The sequence below is a fragment of the Paenibacillus endophyticus genome, from assembly GCF_014192395.1.
In the GTDB taxonomy this organism is placed as follows: Bacteria; Bacillota; Bacilli; order Paenibacillales; family Paenibacillaceae; genus Pristimantibacillus; species Pristimantibacillus endophyticus.
Map to the genome: position 1 here is coordinate 205,543 of NZ_JACHXW010000001.1, position 20,026 is coordinate 225,568.

Below are 20,026 nucleotides of genomic sequence, written 5' to 3' on the forward strand. Positions count from 1 at the left end.
CGTGATAACTACTGATGCATGAGCATTTTCGGAGGGGAAGGCATAAAATGAAAGCAACTTGGGAAAAAATAGACAAGAACATCGTGTCGATCGACGTGGAGGTTGAAGCGGAGAAAGTCACTGTCGCTCTTGATCAAGCATTTAAGAAAGTCGTACAAAAAGTAAACGTACCTGGATTCCGTAAAGGTAAAGTGCCGCGCGGCATTTTCGAATCCCGTTTTGGAATTGAAAGCCTGTACCAGGATGCAATTGACATCCTGCTGCCTGACGCTTATTCCGAAGCAGTAAGCGAGCACAATCTTGAGCCGGTTGACCGTCCTGAGATTGATGTTGAGCAATTCGCTAAAGGCGAAACGTTCAAGTTCAAAGCAAAAGTTATCGTTAAGCCTGAAGTTACACTTGGCGAATACAAAGGCCTAGAAGTTGAAACAGCTGTTGCTGAAGTTACTGAAGAAGAAATTGCTGCTGAGCTAGAGCGTCTTCAACAACGTCATGCTGAGCTTTCCGTCGTTGAAGAAGGCGCTGCACAGAATGGCGATATCACTGTCATCGATTTCGACGGCTATGTAGACGGCGAAGCATTCGAAGGCGGAGCAGGCGAGCGTTATTCGCTTGAGCTGGGTTCGAATTCCTTTATCCCAGGCTTCGAAGAGCAAGTTGTAGGCATGCAAATCGGCGATTTCAAGGAAGTTGATGTAACATTCCCTGAGACATACCACGCAGAGCACCTTGCAGGCAAGCCAGCGGTGTTCAAAGTGAAGCTTCACGAAATCAAACGCAAAAGCCTTCCAGCTCTAGACGATGAGTTTGCTAAAGATGTCAGCGAATTCGATACGCTTGAAGAGTACAAGCAGGATCTTGTAATCAAGCTTCAAGAGCGTAAAACCCAAGAAGGCGAGCAAGCTCGCGAAGTTGCCGTTGTAGATAAAGCAACTGCAGCTGCAGAAGTTGAAATTCCTGAGCCGATGATCGTTTCCGAAACGGACTACATGATCAAGGATTTCGAAAACCGTCTCAAAATGCAAGGCATGAACATGGATCTGTACTTCCAGTTCTCAGGCCAAAATGAATCCGTGCTTCGCGAGCAAATGCGTTCAGACGCTGAGAAACGCGTTCTAAACAATCTTGTGCTTGACGCGATTGCCAAAGCAGAAGGTATTGCAGCTAACGATGAGGATTTGAATGAAGAGCTAGAGAAGCTATCCAAATCGTACAACCGTCCTTCTGAAGAGCTTCGTGAAATCTTCTCGAAAAACGGCAACCTTAACAGCCTTCAAGAAGATATTGCGCTTCGCAAAACAATCAAGTTCTTGCTTGAAAACAGCAAAGCTGTTTAATAAGCCACATACGCATAACTGAATAAAAAGCTTCACTCAGGATAAGGCACGTCATTGGTACGTGCCTTATTTTGACCCTACATATGAAATTGTGCTTGCTCTGGAGGTTAATCTCCGTACATATCGAACGGACGTCGTCGTATAATGTATAAGTGGAAAAATGACATCATTACGACTACGTGTTACAATAAGTAAGTAACCTAAGTCATAAACGAAAAGAGGTTGGTCGCATGAATCTGGTACCGATCGTAGTCGAACAAACGAATCGCGGGGAGCGTTCTTACGATATTTACTCCCGCCTACTGAAGGACCGCATTATTTTCCTTGGGAGCGCAATCGATGATGATGTTGCAAACTCTATCATTGCACAGCTGCTGTTTCTGGCGGCCGACGACCCAGAGAAAGACATACATCTGTACATTAACTCTCCTGGCGGCTCCGTGACTGCGGGAATGGGTATTTTTGATACGATGCAATATATCAAGCCTGAGGTGTCCACCATTTGTATGGGGATGGCAGCCAGCATGGGGTCGCTTCTGCTTACTGCGGGAGCTAAAGGCAAGCGCTTTGCGCTTCCTAATGCTGAAGTAATGATTCACCAACCGCTCGGCGGCGTACGCGGCCAGGCTTCGGATATTAAAATTCATGCGGATTGGATTTTGAAAACGAAGCAGAAGCTAAACCAAATTTATGTAGATCGCACCGGACAGCCATATGAGAAAATCGACCGCGATACCGACCGTGACAATTTCATGAGCGCGGAAGAGGCTCTTGCCTACGGTTTGATTGACAAGGTGATTACAGCACCGGTATCGACGATTTAATCGAAGGGGTGATTACATGTTTAAATTCAACGACGAAAAAGGCCAGTTGAAATGTTCATTCTGCGGCAAATCGCAGGATCAAGTACGTAAATTGGTTGCCGGTCCCGGCGTCTATATATGCGACGAGTGTATCGAGCTGTGCACTGAAATTGTTGAGGAAGAACTCGGCAATGAGGAAGAGCTTGATCTTAAGGATATTCCGAAACCGAAAGATATCCGGGCCATCCTGGACTCTTATGTCATCGGTCAAGAGTTTGCGAAAAAATCGTTGTCTGTAGCGGTTTACAACCATTACAAACGGATTAATTCCGGCAGCAAGATCGAAGACGTCGAGCTGCAAAAAAGTAATATTTTGCTGTTAGGACCTACGGGCTCTGGTAAAACGTTGCTTGCGCAAACAATGGCGAAAATTTTGAATGTTCCATTTGCGATTGCGGACGCAACCTCGCTTACAGAAGCAGGTTATGTCGGTGAGGACGTTGAGAATATATTGCTCAAGCTCATTCAGGCTGCGGATTACGATGTGGAGAAAGCGGAACGCGGCATTATCTACATCGATGAGATTGATAAAGTAGCCCGCAAATCAGAGAACCCGTCGATTACACGTGACGTATCTGGTGAAGGCGTACAGCAAGCTCTCCTCAAAATTTTGGAAGGCACGGTTGCATCTGTACCGCCGCAAGGCGGGCGCAAGCATCCGCATCAAGAATTTATTCAAATCGATACAACGAACATTTTGTTCATTTGCGGCGGCGCGTTTGACGGCCTTGAGTCATTGATCAAACGTCGTATCGGTAAGAAAGTGATCGGCTTCAGCTCGACTGGCGAGCTGCAGAAGGATCTGAAGGCGGGCGAATACTTAACGATGGTATTGCCGGAGGATTTGCTGAAATTCGGTCTTATTCCGGAGTTTGTAGGTCGGTTGCCGATCATTTCCACGCTTGAGCCGCTTGATGAGCCTGCACTTGTTCGGATTTTGTCCGAACCAAAGAATGCGCTTGTGAAGCAGTATCAGAAGCTTCTTGAAATGGATAATGTGAAGCTTGATTTCGAACCTGCTGCGCTTGATGCCATTGCAAAGGAAGCAATCAAACGCAACACCGGAGCTCGTGGCTTGCGCGCCATTATCGAGAGCATCATGCTTGAAGTCATGTATGAAGTGCCTTCGCGTGATGATCTGAGTACCTGTCTGATCACGGAGCAAACGGTGCAAGAAAAAATTATGCCGGAGCTCACTGCTAAGAAAAGCAAGAAGAAGGAAGAGAGCGCGTAAGCTAGCGTTCAAATAGATGGGCTGTGAGTTTGGGCGATTTGCTTGGCTCGCAGTCCAACTGCGTAGCGTGCTTTTGTCGCCAATGACGGCTTTGCCGATTACGCTTGACTACCGTCATTGTTTCCACCCAGCCGTGCGGCTTCATTGCCGCCAGTCAAAGGGTGGACTTTGACGTTCATGGGAGAGATTAGCTTATGTATTTGCGTCAGGATACAGTGGCGGTTAAAGTCGGTAATCTAACGATTGGCGGCAGTAACGAAGTCATTATTCAAAGTATGTGTACAACGAAGACAGCTGACGTCGAAGCGACTGTCGCGGAGATTTTGGGACTGGAAGAGGCGGGCTGTCAGCTTGTCCGAGTTACGGTCAATAACAAAGAAGCAGCTGAAGCAATCAAGGAAATCAAAAAACGCATTCATATTCCTCTTGTAGCAGATATTCATTTCGATTACCGTTTGGCATTGCTTGCTATCGAGAACGGCATAGATAAGGTTCGGATCAATCCGGGCAATATCGGCCGTCGTGAGCGCGTGGAAGCAGTCGTGAAGGCATGTAAAGAGAAAGGAATACCGATCCGAATCGGCGTTAATGCCGGTTCATTGGAGAACCATCTCCTTGAGAAATACGGTTATCCTACGCCGGAAGCGATGGTAGAGAGTGCGCTTTTCCATATCGGAATTTTGGAAGAGCTAGATTTCCACGATATTATCGTTTCACTCAAAGCTTCCGATGTGCCGATGGCTATCGCAGCTTACTCTATGGCTGCAAAAGTGATCAAATATCCGCTTCATCTTGGCATTACAGAGGCGGGCACGCTGCACACGGGGACGATTAAGAGCTCGGCAGGCATTGGTGCGTTACTGGCGCTTGGCATCGGCAACACGCTGAGAATCAGTCTGAGCGCGGATACGGTTGAAGAAGTTAAGGTAGCTCGGGAGCTGCTCAAAACTTTTGGGCTTATAACGAATGCGGCAACGCTGGTATCTTGTCCGACCTGTGGTCGCCTTGATATCGATTTATTCTCTATTGCCAATGAAGTGGAAGAATATATTTCCAAAATCAAGGTGCCGATCAAAGTATCCGTGCTTGGCTGTGCGGTAAACGGCCCAGGCGAAGCGCGGGAAGCCGATATCGGTATCGCAGGCGCTAGAGGCGAGGGCATGCTGTTCCGTTACGGAGAGCTTATTCGCAAGGTGCCTGAAGCTGAATTGCTAGCCGAGCTGAAGAAGGAAATCGACGAGATTGTGCGCGTGTTCGAAGCTACCGGAGAAATTCCTGGCCGGAAACACCATGCGCCAGCATAAATGAAAAATAGGCTTATTGCATCCAACTTGGATGCGGTAAGCCTATTTTTTATTTGCAGTGAACACAGTTACTTTTGCCAAGGGTGCATAATTTACGGGATTGAAGGAAAAATATTGATTACATCTCAGAAATAAAGGCGGGGAGAATTTGGAGCGGATTAGTCTCAATCAGCTTGGATCCATGATCGTATTGTTTCTGATCGGCAGCTCCTCGTTGTTTTTGCTCGCTAGTGATGCTTCCAAGGACGCTTGGCTTGCTGTAATCGTTGGAATGCTCTGCGGCTTGCTCATATTATGGGGCGTTAATTTATCCTTGTACCGTTTGATGCCCCATAGAAATCTAATAGAAATCATATTCGAATTAATGGGAAAGCCTCTCGGTTATGTGGTTTCCATCATCTATGTTTTGTATTTCTGTTATAAGTCGATCCGGAACGTCAGAGAGTTCGGTGATTTGATCATTATGTATTTGCTTCCGCAAACCCCGTTGCCCGTACTCATACTCGTAGTCTGCCTATTGGCTACGTATACGGTGTTTCATGGCTTGGATGTTTTCTTCAGAATGGCCGAAGCGATTCTCCCCGTCGTTATCATTATTTATATTTTTTTGTTTTTACTAGTCGCGTGGTCAGGCCTGCTGCATGTTGAGAACGTAACCCCTGTGCTTGACGATGGATTCAAACCGGTATGGGAAGCTGCTGTGCCAGAGTTAATTTCATTTCCGTTCGGAGAGATCATTTTGTTTATGATGTTTTGGAAGTACACAGAGCATAGAGGAAATATGGTAAGCCTAGTCGTAAAATGTTTTTTGTTTTCTGGTTTGTTTATTACGTTTACGAATTTCTTTATTCTTGCGGGCTTAGGGAGCCTTGCCGGCAACGTAACGATTCCCTTAATGCAAATGACGAACTTGATCGATTTCGCTCAGTTTCTGGAGAGAATTGATCCGCTGGTAGCGCTCCTCCTGTTTACGGGCGTGTTTTTTAAACTAACCGCTTATTATTTCGGAGCAGTGCTGGCTATGAGACAGATGACGAATGCACCTAAGATTGCTGCCGTTCTGACTATTGGAGCAATCATCTATTTCGGTTCTTTTTTGTTCAGGAACTATATGGAGCAAGTGTGGTTCGGATTTCAATATAACGTAAAATATCATTTTCCCATCCTTCAAATATGGATACCCGTACTGTTGCTTGTGCTGGCCATCATCAAAAAGAGACGGAGTGAAAAGGTGCATGCGAAATGAGTGAGGAAAAAAAGGACGGAAATGTTAAGGATGAGAAGGACGTCAACGTTAAAGGTGGGAAAAAGGACGACAACGTTAAAAATGAAAAAAAGGACGACAATTCTAAAAATGATAAAAATCTAAAACAATTGTCGACCGAATTGGATCAGAATATCAAAATGGTTACCGACGAGCTAGGAACCCAGCCTGATATCATCATTAGGCATCTGCATATGTTCAAAAGCAGCAAAGCGGCCCTTCTGTACATAGCAGGCATGACAGATGTGAATGCGGTTAATCTGCTAGTGATGAGCATGATAGCCGAGCCCCCTCTGAGCAGCGGCTCCGAGCAGGAGGATTCCCCTTTCGATTGCGTGATGTACCGATCCCTGGCGGTAGGGGGCGTGCGTAAGCTTGATAGCATAAACGAAGTACTGCATGCGATGCTTGAAGGCAATTCGATTGTGTTCCTTGATGGATACAAGGATGCGATTGCGGCTTACACCTGCGGAGTGGAAAAACGATCTGTCGAGGAGCCGAGTACGCAAACTGTCGTTCGCGGTCCGAAGGAAGGCTTCACTGAAACGCTGCACATTAATACGGCGCTGATTCGCAATAAGATTAAATCGACGAATTTGAGTATGGAATACAAGATAATAGGGCATCAGACCCGTACTACGATTGCACTCGTCTTTATGAAAGGAATCGCTGACGATAAAGTCATCGAGGAAGTTCGCCGCAGATTGGATTTAATCGATACGGACAGCATTTTGGAGAGCGGGTATATCGAGGAGTTCATTCAAGACAAAACCTTTACACCTTTTCCGCTGCTGCAGAACTCCGAACGCCCTGATGCTGTAGCGGCAGGATTGCTTGAGGGGCAATTCGCGATTGTGGTAGACGGTACGCCGTTCGTGCTGCTTGCCCCCGTTACATTCGTTAAGTTTTTTCAATCGAGCGAGGATTATTATCAGCGTTATGATATTTCCACCTTCTTGCGGATCATTCGTTTCTTTTCTTTTTTTGCATCGATGCTGCTGCCATCCATTTATATTGCCATCACGACCTTTCACCAAGAAATGCTGCCAACCCAGCTGTTAATCAGTATTGCCGCTCAAAGGGAAGGGGTTCCATTCCCCGCTTTAATTGAAGCGATGATCATGGAGGTGACGTTCGAAATCTTGCGTGAGGCCGGCGTAAGAATGCCGCGCATCATTGGACCCGCGATATCGATCGTCGGCGCCCTTGTACTGGGCCAATCAGCTGTTCAGGCGGGGCTCGTATCGGCAGCGATGGTTATCGTCGTATCATTTACGGCAATTGCCAGCTTCGTTATTCCATCCGTCAACATGGGCACCGCTGCCCGTTTGATCCGTTTCCTGCTCATGATTCTTGCGGGCACTTTTGGTGTCTTCGGGATTTTGGCGGGGCTTATGATGATTTTGACCCATTTGTCGGCGCTGCGTTCGTTTGGCGTACCGTATCTGGCGCCGATTGCGCCGCTTGTGCCTGGCAACTTAAAGGATGTCTTTATACGGGTTCCGTGGTGGGCGATGAAGAAACGGCCGAGCCTCTATCAGAATCAGGCGGGAACCGTGCGTCAGAGCACGCCTAGCAGCCTTACGGAAACAGATGATGAGCATACTCAGAAAGAGGGCGAACAGCAGTGAAGCAGCGTATAACGACCTTGCAGGCGATCGTTATTATCGTGATCGCAATCGTTCCCAGCTCTTTGTTCTACATACCAAGCTTTGTGATTCAAATTGCGAAACAGGACGGCTGGATTTCGGTACTGCTAGCTCTGGCTGTTTCACTGCTGCTTGCGGTTGTGATCGGACATGTATGTATGGAAGGGAATCGGAAGCCGCTGCTTGAATGGCTCCAAAGCCGTTTTGGTAAATTAATTTCCACGGGGCTAGGGTTAATTCTATGCGTGTATTATTTTGTCGCTTCGGCCGTTATAGTCAGGCAATTCACCAATTTCATGTCCGAGCAAGCGCTTATGAATACACCAATGGCCATGCTGGCCGGAATCATTGTGCTTGTTTCCGTATATATCGCATCACAAGGAATCGAATCATTATCGCGCGTCATTTTTGTCGTTTTTCTATTTTTTATGTTTTCTGTAGGCTTAAATATTATTTTGATATGGGGACAGTTCGATTTCAATCAATTCCTGCCGATTTTTGAGAGTCCCCCAGCAGACCATATGGAAGCGATGCTGATGCCACTCGGCTGCCTCTCAGAGATTGCTGTATTGCTGCTGCTTGTGCCTTACTTGGAAACACCGACCTCAAGCATTAAAGTGGCGATTTGGGGGACCGTTATATCCGGTACGATATTTGTTTGTGTCTCGATGGTCACGATAGCCGTGTTTGGAACCAAGATCATAGGTGCAATTTCGTATCCAGCTTTTGCGGCTATCGGGACGGTAGAAATTGGGCATTTCATTGAACGGGTTGACGTGTTACTTATTTCGGCATGGACGGCCTCCATGTTTGCTCAGGTGTCCATCTTTACGTTCGGTTTTTTTCAGCTCACGGAACAAACCTTTAAGCTCACGCCCCATTTCAGCCATTATGCAGCAGGAGGCGTATTGATTCTTGCTACTGCCTTGTTTGCCTGGCCAAGCAATGTGGTCGTAGCCGAGTTCAGCTATACGACGCTGACCCTCTACTTTTTGCTCAACAATTACGCTATTTGCATGCTGGTTTGGTTCGGTCTGCATTTGACGAAACATAAGGCGACGCCGTCTGTGGAGGGCCTATGAGAAGAGTCCGAATTTGGAGTGTTGCAGCGGTATATTTCCTTTGCGCCCTTCTACTAGCAGGCTGCTGGAACCGAATCGAGCTCAACGAGCTTGCCATAACGTCGGCTACCTCGGTTGATAGGAAAGGGGAGGATTGGCTCATTTCCTTTCAAGTCGTCATCCCGTCTTCTATCTCATCGGGCATCGGTATAACGGGGGGAGGAGCAGGGGCGCCAGTTAATGTTTATTCGACCACGGGGAAAACGATTAGGGAGGCAAATGCGCGAAGTTTTTTTGAAAGTCCTCGCAAGCTTTATTTTGCACATAACCGGGTCTTGATCGTCAGCGAAGAGACGGCACGCCGGGGGCTGAATCCGGTATTAGACGTCTATTTGAGAAACACAGACGCGCGTGAAACCGTTGATGTGCTTATCGCCCCAGGCAGCGCGCGCAGAATCCTAGAGCAAATGATGCAGATCTCCAAAATTTCTGGAGACGGCATTAGGGAGATCAATCACTTGGAGTCAAAATTCACGTCTGTTTTGCCTGAGGTTAAGCTGTATCAGCTGGCAATGGATCTGGCTAGCGATTCAGGAAGCGCGCTGCTTCCCGAGGTTTTCGTAGCAGGGAAATCGGATGCCTCCTCGCTTAAAGTTTTTGAAAGCACAACCCTGCCAGCCAAGATCAAGTTAGGCAGAGTAGCCGTTATTAAAAAGGATAAAATGGTTGGTTGGCTCTCGCGTAAGGAGTCGCTTGGCGTAGCGTTTCTACGCAATGACGTCAAGAATACGATGCTGACTTTTGCTTGTCCGAATGAGGAAAACAAGTATTTGACTTTGCAAATTTCAGATTCTTCAACGGCGCTTCAGCCTTCTTTGGATGAAGGAAAGATGACGGTGAAAGCCCGCATTAAAGGAAAAGCTGTGCTTTCCCAATCCGACTGCTCGTCCATGGATTTGTATAAGCCTGAGATAGTTGATGAATTGGAAACCGCGGCGGAGAAAGATTTGCAAAGGTTCACGAATGCGGGATGGAAAGCGGCTCAGCGCTTGCAAACCGATGCAGTGGGTTTTGCCGATATGGCGCATAGAAAGTACCGCAAGCAGTGGCGAGAATGGAAGAAGGATTGGGATCATTATTTCTCTACGATTAAACTCGAGGTGTCGGCTGAAATTACGATTACGAATGTAGGACTCAGCAATCAGCCGATTAACGTCAACAAACTAAGAGAGGGCAAAAAATAAGGAGATTGAGCAATGAGTTATATAACCATATGGTTTGTTTTGATGCTTGCTGTTGTTATGGGAATAGGGTACAAGCTATTGATAAAAAAAGGACTGTACCGCAACTTTATTGTCTATTCGGTCATGCTGCTATGGACGGCTTATCTCCTTGGCTCGAAGTGGTATGACTGGCCAGCCGTTACAGTCATTTCGCCAATCACGCTATTCATTGCCCCGCTCAAGCGTTTCATGAACATCATGACCTGGATGGGGTGAGGGGCGCTCGTTGTAAAATTAACGGAAATTAACGGTTATTACCACATCGTAGGGGCAATACTATCCATTACGAGTGAAAATACGGAAAGCATGCTCATCTGGCAACGAAGAAGGTGCTTCTTAAAAAATGTTTGAAAAATAATAATGGAAAAATTAACAATATTTCCATATAAATTCCCGGATATGTGCGGGCCTGGCCACATACCCACAACTACACGGTTACGACCGTTTACGCATGAAATAGAAGCATGGAGGAAAAGCACCTCCATGAGCCTTCGATTTCTACGCGAAACGAGTCTTCACTATTACACGGTTACGACCGTTTACGCTTGAAAGGAGCGGAATGTTATGAGTTTAAGTGTTGTGTTGATGTTGATCCAAGTTTTTTTTGCCGTTGTAATCGGCTTGTATTTCTGGAATTTGCTGCGCAATCAGAAGACGAACCGCTCTGCGGTCGATCGGGAGTCGCGGAAAGAAATGGACAAGCTCCGGAAGCTGAGAAGCGTGTCCCTAACGAAGCCGCTTGCGGAGAAAACAAGACCGCAGGCCATGCAGGATATCGTCGGCCAGCGAGATGGACTGCGTGCGCTCAAGGCAGCTTTATGCAGCGCTAATCCGCAGCATGTGATCATCTATGGCCCGCCAGGCGTCGGTAAAACCGCTGCTGCGCGCGTCGTGTTGGAGGAAGCGAAAAAGAATCCATCCTCGCCTTTTTTGCCGGAAGCAAAGTTTACGGAAATCGATGCGACTACAGCCCGCTTTGACGAGCGCGGAATTGCTGATCCGTTGATCGGTTCGGTCCACGATCCGATTTATCAAGGCGCTGGCGCCATGGGTGTAGCCGGTATCCCGCAGCCGAAGCCTGGTGCAGTGACGAAAGCGCATGGCGGCATATTGTTTATTGACGAAATAGGTGAATTGCATCCGGTACAGATGAATAAATTGTTAAAAGTGCTGGAGGACCGCAAGGTTTTTCTGGAGAGCGCCTACTACAATTCCGAAGATTCCAACATCCCGGTGTACATCCATGATATATTCCAAAACGGACTGCCGGCAGATTTCAGGCTTGTCGGCGCGACAACGCGTTCGCCGCAGGAAATTCCGCCAGCTATCCGTTCCCGCTGCATGGAGGTGTTTTTTCGCCCGCTGCTTGCAGAAGAAATTGGGCTTGTTGCCGAAAATGCAGTAAGAAAAATTGGCTTTGCGCCTTGCCCTGAAGCTATTGATGTTGTCAAGCGTTATGCGACGAACGGCCGTGAAGCGGTTAACGTCATTCAATTGGCCGCTGGCGTGGCGTTGTCTGAGAAACGGGACAGTATTGCTGCCGGAGATATTGAGTGGGTAGTGAACAGCAGTCAAATTCCTCCGCGCCCCGACCGCAAAGTGCCGGATGCGCCTCAGGTTGGCTTCGTGAACGGTCTTGCCGTGTACGGTCCGAACATGGGGACATTGCTTGAAATCGAAGTGAGCGCAATTCCGGCGGCTGCTTCCAAAGGTCAGTTCACAATTACTGGCGTCGTGGATGAGGAAGAGCTCGGCGGCGGGTCTCGAACGCTGAGAAGAAAGAGCATGGCGAAGGGATCGGTCGAAAATGTGCTTACCGTCTTGCGGCGCATAGGTCTGAATCCGCAGGATTTCGATCTGCACATTAACTTCCCAGGCGGCACTCCGATCGATGGGCCTTCCGCAGGCATTGCTATGGCGACGGCCATCACATCGGCAATAAAAGGGATACCCATCGACAATAAGCTGGCTATGACCGGCGAGGTTGGCATTCACGGCAATGTGAAGCCGGTCGGCGGCGTACTGGCCAAGGTTGAGGCTGCTTTTCAAGCAGGAGCGAATACGGTCATCATTCCAAGAGAAAATTGGCAGGCGATTTTCGCAGACCTGGAAGGTCTTAAGGTGATACCAGTCGAAAAGGTAGAAGAAGTATTCAAGTATGTATTTCCTGGTGCGGAGAATTCCTCTGTACGGGTGGAAGCTCCGTTTGGAACCGATCTTTTTATCGCTTCCGCCGTTCCTTATTTGCAGGCTGATTCCGTAGAATGATAAACTAGGATAGACGTTAACAATTGGAGGTGCTGGTGTGGGACCTAGTAAAACGAAAGGCCGTCGGCTGCCCTTGCTTCCGCTGAGAGGGCTACTCGTTTATCCCAGCATGGTGCTTCACCTTGATGTGGGTAGGGACAAATCGGTGCGGGCGCTTGAGCGCTCGATGGTCGAAGATCATATGATATTGCTTTGTTCACAGTCTGAAGTGAACATCGAGGAGCCGACGGAGGAAGATATTTATAAAGTCGGCACCATTGCAAAGGTAAGGCAAATGCTGAAGCTGCCGAACGGCACGATCCGCGTATTGGTGGAGGGCGTGTCGCGCGCTGAGATTTTGGACTATTTGCCGAATGATGAATTTTATGAAGTGTCCGTGAAAGAATTGCCGGAGCAGGAGACGGATGATCCCGAGGTTGATGCGCTTATGCGTTCCGTGCTGAACCAATTCGAGCATTACATCTCTTTATCGAAAAAGGTTACGCCTGAGACCTATGCGGCCGTATCCGATATTGATGATCCAGGCCGGCTTGCGGATGTGATCACAAGCCATTTGTCGCTCAAAATCAAGGATAAGCAGGATATTCTTGAAACGGTTGATGTAGGAGAGCGTCTAGAGAAGCTGCTAGATATTCTCAATAACGAGCGCGAGGTGCTTGAGCTCGAGCGTAAAATCAACCAACGCGTCAAGAAGCAAATGGAAAAAACGCAAAAGGAATATTATTTGCGTGAACAGATGAAAGCGATCCAGAAGGAGCTTGGCGAGAAAGAAGGCCGCGCAGGCGAGGTAGAGGAGCTGCGCTCACAGCTCGCGGAAGCAGGGGTACCGGAGCAGGTTAAAGAGAAAATCGAGAAGGAAATCGATCGTCTCGAGAAAATGCCGTCTACCTCTGCCGAAGGCGGCGTCATTCGCAATTATATCGATTGGCTTCTTTCCCTGCCGTGGAACAAGACAACGGATGATGATTTAAGCTTGAGCAAGGCCGAAGCGATTCTTAATGATGATCATTACGGATTAGAGAAGCCAAAGGAACGGGTGCTCGAATATTTGGCTGTTCAGCAGCTTGTAAAGCAGCTGAAGGGACCGATCCTTTGTCTAGTAGGTCCTCCGGGTGTCGGCAAGACATCGCTTGCTCGCTCGATCGCCAAGTCGCTTGGCCGTAAGTTCGTGCGCATTTCGCTCGGCGGCGTGCGCGATGAGGCTGAGATCCGCGGACATCGCCGCACCTACGTTGGAGCGATGCCTGGCCGCATTATTCAAGGCATGAAAACCGCTGGCTCGTTGAACCCGGTGTTTTTGCTTGACGAGATCGACAAGATGGCGATGGATTTCCGCGGAGATCCCGCATCTGCGCTCTTGGAGGTACTCGATCCCGAGCAGAACAACACATTCAGTGACCATTACGTTGAAGTGCCGTTTAATTTATCCAACGTGATGTTCGTTACGACTGCCAATGCGCTTCATAATATTCCGCGTCCGCTGCTTGACCGTATGGAGGTCCTGTATATTCCCGGTTACACGGAGCTTGAGAAGCTGCAAATCGGTACCCGTTACTTGCTGCCGAAGCAGAAGAAAGAGCATGGGCTGACGGAAGAGCATTTGGTTATTAAAGAAGAGGTGCTGCTGCAACTCGTTCGGGAATATACGCGCGAATCAGGCGTCCGTAATTTGGAGCAGCAAATCGCAGCCGTGTGCCGGAAAGCAGCCAAGCATTTCGTTTCCCAGGAGCAAACTGAAATCTTGGAGCCGCTTGAGCTGACGAGCGAGCTCCTTAAGGAATGGCTTGGGCCATCTAAGTTCCGCTATGGTCTTGCCGAGAGCGAGAATCAAATCGGCGCGGTGACCGGTTTGGCTTGGACGGAGGTTGGCGGAGATACGCTTGTAATTGAAGTTAGCGTAATGCCTGGTAGCGGAAAGCTAACGTTAACTGGTAAACTAGGTGATGTCATGAAAGAATCGGCCCAAGCTGCGTTCAGCTATACCCGCTCGAAAGCGATCGAGCTTGGCATTGATCCATCCTTCCATGAGAAAAACGATATTCATATTCATATTCCAGAGGGCGCTATTCCAAAGGATGGCCCATCTGCGGGCATTACCATTGCAACAGCTCTTATTTCAGCACTAACGAACCGTTACGTGAACAAGGAAGTAGCGATGACGGGTGAAATAACGCTCAGAGGCCGTGTGCTGCCGATCGGCGGCTTGAAAGAGAAATCGCTAGCCGCGCATCGGGCAGGAATTCGCACGATACTGTTGCCGAAAGAAAATGAACGGGATCTAAGGGATATTCCCGACAGCGTACGTCATGATATGCAATTTTTTCCTGTCAGTCATATGGATGAAGTGCTGCAGCATGCGTTGCTTCCGGTTCAAACGGAGGAGAAGGCAGGTACATCGATTTTATGAAAATTACACAAGCAGAGTTCGTCATTAGTGCAGTAAAGCCACACCAATATCCAGAAGACGCCTTGCCAGAGATTGCTCTGGCAGGGCGTTCGAATGTAGGAAAATCTTCATTGATCAACAAGCTTATTTTACGCAAAAACTTAGCAAGAACGAGCTCGCAGCCGGGGAAAACGCAGCAGCTTAACTATTACCGGGTTAATGATCAGGTTTATTTGGTCGATTTTCCGGGTTATGGCTATGCAAAGGTTTCAAAGACGCAGCGCGTGCTGTTTGGCGAAATGATTGAGCGGTATCTTCAAGGCCGGGAGCCGCTTAAGCTGCAGCTTCTGATCATTGATATCCGCCATGAGCCGTCGGAGCAGGATCAGCAGATGTACAAATGGCTGAAGCACTACGAAATTCCGACCTGTGTCGTCGTGACGAAAGCGGACAAGATTCCGAAGTCGAAATGGGACAAGCATATCAAAATGGTCAAAAAAACGCTTGAAGTGGATCCGCGCGATTCCGTTGTTTTATTTTCGTCGGAATTGGGTATTGGAAGAGAGCAGCTTTGGGATATTATTAACGAAGCGATTGCTACATGAGGTAGCAAGAGCAGCAAGTTCTTATATAAAGCAGAGGATACAGTGAAAAAGTCGGCATTACTCGTGAATTCTACCGTTATATTGTGGAATATGCGAGAATATCGGGGATGAGCAGCAGGAATAAAATGTTGGGATCACGTATAATATACTTAAGCAACGAGACCAGAGTTATAAGTCCAAAGCGTGCAAGTTCAAAGAATTGAGGAGATTTTTATGGCTAAGCGGCTAGCCACAGAGTATGTAAATGCCAAACTGCAATTGACGAATGAAGAGATGGCTGAGTTTATCCGATTATTTGAAGAGCAGCAAATTCACCTTCAGGTGCTGGTGCTCGACAATGGGAATCAAGAGCTCGTTCTCGAAGACGTAGCAGGGAGGGAAGAAGTCCGACTGACCTTTGAACGTCAACAAGACTATTATGTATGCGTACTATCCTGCCGTCTTGTGCAACCGAGGCTGACCAATGCCATGCGAAAGGCACTGTCTGCTTTCCGCGGCAATGCGATCGTCAACCGAATCTATAGTCATTATACGATGATCTATCATTATAAGAATGGTTCTGTTCACCAAATTGTCGAAAGCTCCAAAACGGGAGAGCGAGTCGTATTCGAATTCAAGGATACGTTAGGTCAATTGGAGCGAGTATTCCGCAGTCGACTTATCGAGCGCGAGATCGGCTTGTTAAACAGCGCTGTCAATGAGCTGCTTGACCTTCGCAACCAAACGAAGGAAGCCGGAGAAATTCGCAAGATCGATGAACGCCTTACAGATTTGACGCGCAAGCTGTTCATTCTTGAGGCGTAAGTTGAATACAAAAGCTAAATGAAGGAGTCGCTGCTGCGGCTTCTTTTTTTATTTGTTAATATTTTATTTACCGTAAAGTGCAACTTTTTAGTTGGATTTTCAGTTAGTAGCAGGGTAGGGAAAACAAATGACGCCTCAAAATCAGACAGCATATAGGAGATGAACAACGATGAATCAAACGAAGCGGTTCAAACAATTCGCAATCGGCATATCGTTTGCGATTGCTTTATCATTGACGGCATGCAGCAGCGATGCCAATACGAATTCGACGCCGCCGCCGGCAACGGAGATGCCAAGCGAGCAGCCTAACAACAATGCGACGCCTGAGCCGAGCGCAGAGCCTTCTTTGGAGCCCTCGAAGGAACCAGAGCAGTCCGGCGATAATCATGGCGATTCGGCCGAAAGCGGCAGTGAGGTTGGCGAATTGATCGGATCGATCTATGACCTAGCCAAGGAAGGCAAGGTTGAGGGAAGCGATTATGCGGCTCATGATGCTCTATTTGATGAGATCGAGAAGGCTTGGGGCAAGCCTGATTCGAATGAATCAGCGGGTAAAGGCATCTATGCGACCTATAAGGACAAAGGTGTTACGTTCGGATATAACAAAGGCATGGTCGTGTTTGATGTAAGGTCTTATTCGCCTAAGCTGAAGCAGATCTCCTTGAAGGATCTTGAAGTTGCGCTGGGAACGTCAGAAGAGAAGACGGTCAGCGGCTCTGATACGATCTATACGTATGAGGTCAATCAACAATATCAATTGAAGTTCGCCATTACGAAGTCATCCGGCAAGGTTGATCATATTTCGGTCTATAGCGAAGGGGATACGAAAAATAATATGGCGGGGTAATCCACATACCGTTGCGGGACTAGTTCAGGCGTCATACATTGAGAACGGGGTAGACTCAGAGTGGCGCTTCGGGGGTTCCCGAAAAAAAACTATTGCATTTATCTCGGATAGATGTTATTTTTATTCTCGTTGAAAAGATTGTTGAAGATAATAATAGGAACCAGGATTCACTCAGGACATAGTTATGTTGCGAGAGATTAATCCCTCGAGAAGTGAATGACGTAGGTCCTAGCGGATGAAATTTTTCAAACATTTTATTCCTAGGAAGGGGGAACCGGAAGATGGAATACTCAACTTTCGGAAGACACGTTGCTGTTGATACTTGGGGTGTAGACTTTGATCTACTTAACAGCGCAGAATTTTTGCAATCACACATGGTAGAGGCTGCTGAAGCATGTGGTGCTACTGTATTGTCGGTTCAAGCAAAACAATTCGATCCTCAAGGCGCAACTGTACTCGTGCTGTTGTCGGAGAGTCACCTCTCGATTCATACGTATCCAGAGAGAGGCTTTGCTGCATTAGACTGTTATACCTGCGGTGAAACTGTAGATCCTCAGCTTGCGATCGACTACATGCTCGCTGTATTGAAGCCAAAAGCGACTTATGCGAAAAAGCTTGTGCGCGGTATGGGCGAACTGCAAGTGGAAGAGCCACAAATGAAACAAACTGAGCTCGTTTAAGAGCTTTAAAACTTATTAATCATAGCGAGATAACCATGGAGAATATCCATGGTTATTTCTTTGTATGAATAGGGAATAATGAGTCTGTAGTTTTCAAATATTATTCATAAATGAACATTATCTGAATAACGAACTATGCTATAATTAGCGATAACATCAGTGGCTTATACGCACAAGAGAAGGAGGCAGGAGACCGCGCATGCACATTATCGCAGTAGGACTGAATTACAGAACAGCTCCCGTGGAAGTAAGAGAGCAATTTGCATTTGCGGAACGGGATTTACCCGAAGCAGTATCCCAGCTTATTCAGACACAAAGCATAATGGAATGTGTCATAGTAGCGACCTGCAACCGTACGGAGCTTTATGCGGTAGTAGATAGGCATCATCTATGCGGGCATTACATTCGCAGCTTTATGGAGAAGTGGTTCAAGCTTCCGAGGGAGCATTTCACTAACCATTTATATATGTATGAAGACGAGAAAGCGATCGACCATCTGTTTCGTGTGACTAGCGGTTTGGACTCCATGGTAATCGGCGAGACTCAAATTCTGGGACAAGTAAAGAATGCATTCTTGCTTGCGCAGCAGCAGAAGACGACGGGAACCGTGTTTAATATGTTGTTTAAGCAAGCGGTGACGATGGCGAAGCGGGCCCATTCGGAAACGTCAATCGGCGAATCGGCGGTATCTGTCAGCTATGCGGCGGTGGAGCTAGGCAAGCGGATTTTCGGTCAATTCAACAAAAAGACGGTTATGGTCGTCGGTGCCGGCGAAACGGGCGAGCTTACCGCTAAGCATTTGTACGCGAACGGTGCCGAGCGAGTCGTCGTTGTAAACCGGACGTATGAGAGAGCGACGCAGCTGGCGGATAAGTTCAACGGCGTTGCTTGGTCTATGGAGGAAGCCGCAGAGAGGCTGCATGAAGCGGATATTATTATCAGCTCAACCGGCTCTGACGGTTACGTTCTGACACGGCAGCAGGTTGCAACTGCTATGCAGCGCAGGAAGTCGAAACCTCTCTTTATGATCGATATTGCGGTTCCGCGCGACCTGGATCCTTCGATTGCGGCGGTAGAGAACGTCTTTCTGTATGATATCGATGATCTGGAAGGTATCGTGGAGAGCAACCTGGAGCATCGGCGTCAGGAGGCGGCGAAGATCGAAGCCATGATAACAGAGGAAATCGAGTTGTTCGAGCAATGGTACAAAACGTTAGGCGTCGTTCCGTTAATCCGTTCTTTGCAAACGAAGGCGGCTGGCATTCACGAGGAAACGATGAACAGCCTGACCAACAAGCTGCCAGATCTAGGCGAGCATGAGCTGAAGGTCATCCGTAAGCTTACGAAGAGCATCGTGAACCAAATGATGCAGGACCCGATTTTGCGCATCAAGGAAATGGCCGGCGAGAAACGTGCCGACGAGGCGATGGACATGTTCGTCAAATTGTTCGCACTGGAGAATGAGCTTGAAAAAACGCGTCAAGCCGAGCTTGAAGCGGCAACGGATACTGTCGCTGCAGCACAAAAGAAAAAGGTTCAACCCCATGCGGCTGCGGCAGTATTAGCACCTATTACAAGGTAGAGGGCTGCAAGGTGGAGGAACTATGGTGACGCAAAACTTTTTATATGATGCGATACTTTATATCTACGCCCTGAGCCTGCTGTTTTACTTCTCCGACTTTATGAATGCGAGTCAGAGAGCGAAACGGATGGGTACAGGGCTGCTTATTTTTGTTTGGGTATTACAGACAGGTTATTTAATATCCAGGGTCGTCATGCATCTTCAAATGACAACGGTCACGGCGTTTGAGTATTGGCTGGGGTTTTCTTGGCTTCTTGTTACGACGTCGATCGTGATCAATCGGTTTTTTAAAATTGATTTCATCGTATTTTTCGTCAACGTCGTTGGTTTTGCTGTGTTGGCATTGAATCTCTACAGCAATCCAGGCAGCGGAGGGTCGCTTGAGCTTTGGAAAACAACGAGAGAGCTTCTCTATATTCATATCAGCTTAGTATTGTGCGCGTATGCTGCTCTGACGATCGGTGCATTATTCGCAGGCATGTATTTATTTCTTCATAACCAATTGAAAAGAAAGCGTTGGACGAACTTTGTGCGCAGGCTGCCCAGTCTCGATCTGATGGAGCGTTATGGCGACCGTGCAGTCATAATTGGCGTTCCCTTGCTTGCCATGTCGCTTGCTATCGCTGTGACCTCATTGCTCGTCGAAGGACGAGCTGCGCTATTGCTCGATTGGAAGGTGCTTTCTTCCTTCGGAACATTAATCGTATATGGCATTTATGTTTATCAAAGAGCGATGCTGAAGCGGCCGGGACTTCAATTGGCCCGTTTGTACATTTTTGCTTTCGGCTTGCTGCTGTTGAATTTATTCTCCAATTATTTCTCTTCATTCCACTGACCGAACCTAAAATCAAGCGGCTAA

The 20,026-nt window shown here is 47.7% G+C and carries 17 protein-coding genes; all 17 read left to right on the plus strand.

Features of this window, described 5'->3' with window-relative positions; genetic code table 11:
• Window positions 1-47 precede the first annotated feature (47 nt).
• The 17 genes from tig (at window position 48) to FHS16_RS00970 (ending at window position 20,002) form a co-directional block, all read left to right on the plus strand.
• Window positions 48-1,337 carry a trigger factor gene (gene tig / locus FHS16_RS00890; protein ID WP_183557582.1) on the plus strand — a complete coding sequence of 430 codons (1,290 nt, stop codon included), beginning with the start codon at window positions 48-50 and terminating at the stop codon, window positions 1,335-1,337.
• 230 nt (window positions 1,338-1,567) lie between these two features.
• A complete protein-coding gene (gene clpP / locus FHS16_RS00895; RefSeq protein ID WP_053374767.1) occupies window positions 1,568-2,161 on the plus strand; it encodes an ATP-dependent Clp endopeptidase proteolytic subunit ClpP in 594 nt (197 codons plus the stop codon).
• 16 nt (window positions 2,162-2,177) lie between these two features.
• Window positions 2,178-3,434, plus strand: a complete 1,257-nt coding sequence (clpX, locus tag FHS16_RS00900) for an ATP-dependent protease ATP-binding subunit ClpX (protein ID WP_076271649.1) — start codon at window positions 2,178-2,180, stop codon at window positions 3,432-3,434.
• 194 nt (window positions 3,435-3,628) lie between these two features.
• Entirely contained in the window at window positions 3,629-4,738 is a 1,110-nt protein-coding gene (ispG, locus tag FHS16_RS00905) for a flavodoxin-dependent (E)-4-hydroxy-3-methylbut-2-enyl-diphosphate synthase (protein ID WP_183557585.1), read from the plus strand.
• A 148-nt stretch (window positions 4,739-4,886) separates the two neighbouring features.
• Window positions 4,887-5,984: a GerAB/ArcD/ProY family transporter gene (locus FHS16_RS00910; protein WP_246431516.1), complete on the plus strand. Its 1,098-nt coding sequence runs from the start codon at window positions 4,887-4,889 to the stop codon at window positions 5,982-5,984.
• Complete coding sequence (locus FHS16_RS00915; RefSeq protein WP_246431517.1) at window positions 5,981-7,633, plus strand: spore germination protein; 1,653 nt, start codon at window positions 5,981-5,983, stop codon at window positions 7,631-7,633. Before FHS16_RS00910 ends, FHS16_RS00915 begins: the two co-directional genes overlap by 4 nt.
• Window positions 7,630-8,733, plus strand: coding sequence for a GerAB/ArcD/ProY family transporter (locus tag FHS16_RS00920; RefSeq protein ID WP_183557588.1), 1,104 nt, complete (start codon window positions 7,630-7,632; stop codon window positions 8,731-8,733). Before FHS16_RS00915 ends, FHS16_RS00920 begins: the two co-directional genes overlap by 4 nt.
• Entirely contained in the window at window positions 8,730-9,956 is a 1,227-nt protein-coding gene (locus FHS16_RS00925; protein ID WP_183557591.1) for a Ger(x)C family spore germination protein, read from the plus strand. Before FHS16_RS00920 ends, FHS16_RS00925 begins: the two co-directional genes overlap by 4 nt.
• 12 nt (window positions 9,957-9,968) lie before the next feature.
• Window positions 9,969-10,211: a hypothetical protein gene (locus tag FHS16_RS00930; protein ID WP_183557594.1), complete on the plus strand. Its 243-nt coding sequence runs from the start codon at window positions 9,969-9,971 to the stop codon at window positions 10,209-10,211.
• Window positions 10,212-10,559: 348 nt separating this feature from the next.
• Complete coding sequence (lonB, locus tag FHS16_RS00935) at window positions 10,560-12,263, plus strand: ATP-dependent protease LonB (protein WP_183557597.1); 1,704 nt, start codon at window positions 10,560-10,562, stop codon at window positions 12,261-12,263.
• Between the two features lie 37 nt (window positions 12,264-12,300).
• Window positions 12,301-14,670 (plus strand): endopeptidase La, encoded by a 2,370-nt coding sequence (lon, locus tag FHS16_RS00940; protein ID WP_183557600.1) that lies wholly within the window; start codon window positions 12,301-12,303, stop codon window positions 14,668-14,670.
• Window positions 14,667-15,254 (plus strand): ribosome biogenesis GTP-binding protein YihA/YsxC, encoded by a 588-nt coding sequence (gene yihA / locus FHS16_RS00945; protein ID WP_183557603.1) that lies wholly within the window; start codon window positions 14,667-14,669, stop codon window positions 15,252-15,254. The genes lon and yihA overlap by 4 nt, the downstream gene beginning before the upstream one ends.
• Before the next feature lie 213 nt (window positions 15,255-15,467).
• Window positions 15,468-16,058: a non-ribosomal peptide synthetase module gene (locus FHS16_RS00950; RefSeq protein ID WP_183557606.1), complete on the plus strand. Its 591-nt coding sequence runs from the start codon at window positions 15,468-15,470 to the stop codon at window positions 16,056-16,058.
• A 169-nt stretch (window positions 16,059-16,227) separates the two neighbouring features.
• Window positions 16,228-16,905, plus strand: coding sequence for a DUF4309 domain-containing protein (locus tag FHS16_RS00955; RefSeq protein ID WP_183557609.1), 678 nt, complete (start codon window positions 16,228-16,230; stop codon window positions 16,903-16,905).
• 281 nt (window positions 16,906-17,186) lie between these two features.
• Complete coding sequence (speD, locus tag FHS16_RS00960) at window positions 17,187-17,585, plus strand: adenosylmethionine decarboxylase (RefSeq protein WP_138752416.1); 399 nt, start codon at window positions 17,187-17,189, stop codon at window positions 17,583-17,585.
• A gap of 199 nt (window positions 17,586-17,784) precedes the next feature.
• A complete protein-coding gene (gene hemA / locus FHS16_RS00965) occupies window positions 17,785-19,167 on the plus strand; it encodes a glutamyl-tRNA reductase (RefSeq protein WP_183557612.1) in 1,383 nt (460 codons plus the stop codon).
• A gap of 22 nt (window positions 19,168-19,189) precedes the next feature.
• Window positions 19,190-20,002, plus strand: coding sequence for a cytochrome C assembly family protein (locus tag FHS16_RS00970; protein ID WP_183557615.1), 813 nt, complete (start codon window positions 19,190-19,192; stop codon window positions 20,000-20,002).
• The last annotated feature ends 24 nt before the right edge of the window (window positions 20,003-20,026 follow it).

What these genes read in the sequence shown, in the direction of transcription:
- tig (WP_183557582.1), top strand. Translation starts at nt 48, where the DNA reads ATGAAAGCAACTTGGGAAAAAATAGACAAGAACATCGTGTCGATCGAC.
- clpP (WP_053374767.1), top strand. Translation starts at nt 1,568, where the DNA reads ATGAATCTGGTACCGATCGTAGTCGAACAAACGAATCGCGGGGAGCGT.
- clpX (WP_076271649.1), top strand. Translation starts at nt 2,178, where the DNA reads ATGTTTAAATTCAACGACGAAAAAGGCCAGTTGAAATGTTCATTCTGC.
- ispG (WP_183557585.1), top strand. Translation starts at nt 3,629, where the DNA reads ATGTATTTGCGTCAGGATACAGTGGCGGTTAAAGTCGGTAATCTAACG.
- FHS16_RS00915 (WP_246431517.1), top strand. Translation starts at nt 5,981, where the DNA reads ATGAGTGAGGAAAAAAAGGACGGAAATGTTAAGGATGAGAAGGACGTC.
- FHS16_RS00925 (WP_183557591.1), top strand. Translation starts at nt 8,730, where the DNA reads ATGAGAAGAGTCCGAATTTGGAGTGTTGCAGCGGTATATTTCCTTTGC.
- FHS16_RS00930 (WP_183557594.1), top strand. Translation starts at nt 9,969, where the DNA reads ATGAGTTATATAACCATATGGTTTGTTTTGATGCTTGCTGTTGTTATG.
- lonB (WP_183557597.1), top strand. Translation starts at nt 10,560, where the DNA reads ATGAGTTTAAGTGTTGTGTTGATGTTGATCCAAGTTTTTTTTGCCGTT.
- yihA (WP_183557603.1), top strand. Translation starts at nt 14,667, where the DNA reads ATGAAAATTACACAAGCAGAGTTCGTCATTAGTGCAGTAAAGCCACAC.
- FHS16_RS00950 (WP_183557606.1), top strand. Translation starts at nt 15,468, where the DNA reads ATGGCTAAGCGGCTAGCCACAGAGTATGTAAATGCCAAACTGCAATTG.
- FHS16_RS00955 (WP_183557609.1), top strand. Translation starts at nt 16,228, where the DNA reads ATGAATCAAACGAAGCGGTTCAAACAATTCGCAATCGGCATATCGTTT.
- speD (WP_138752416.1), top strand. Translation starts at nt 17,187, where the DNA reads ATGGAATACTCAACTTTCGGAAGACACGTTGCTGTTGATACTTGGGGT.
- hemA (WP_183557612.1), top strand. Translation starts at nt 17,785, where the DNA reads ATGCACATTATCGCAGTAGGACTGAATTACAGAACAGCTCCCGTGGAA.
- FHS16_RS00970 (WP_183557615.1), top strand. Translation starts at nt 19,190, where the DNA reads ATGGTGACGCAAAACTTTTTATATGATGCGATACTTTATATCTACGCC.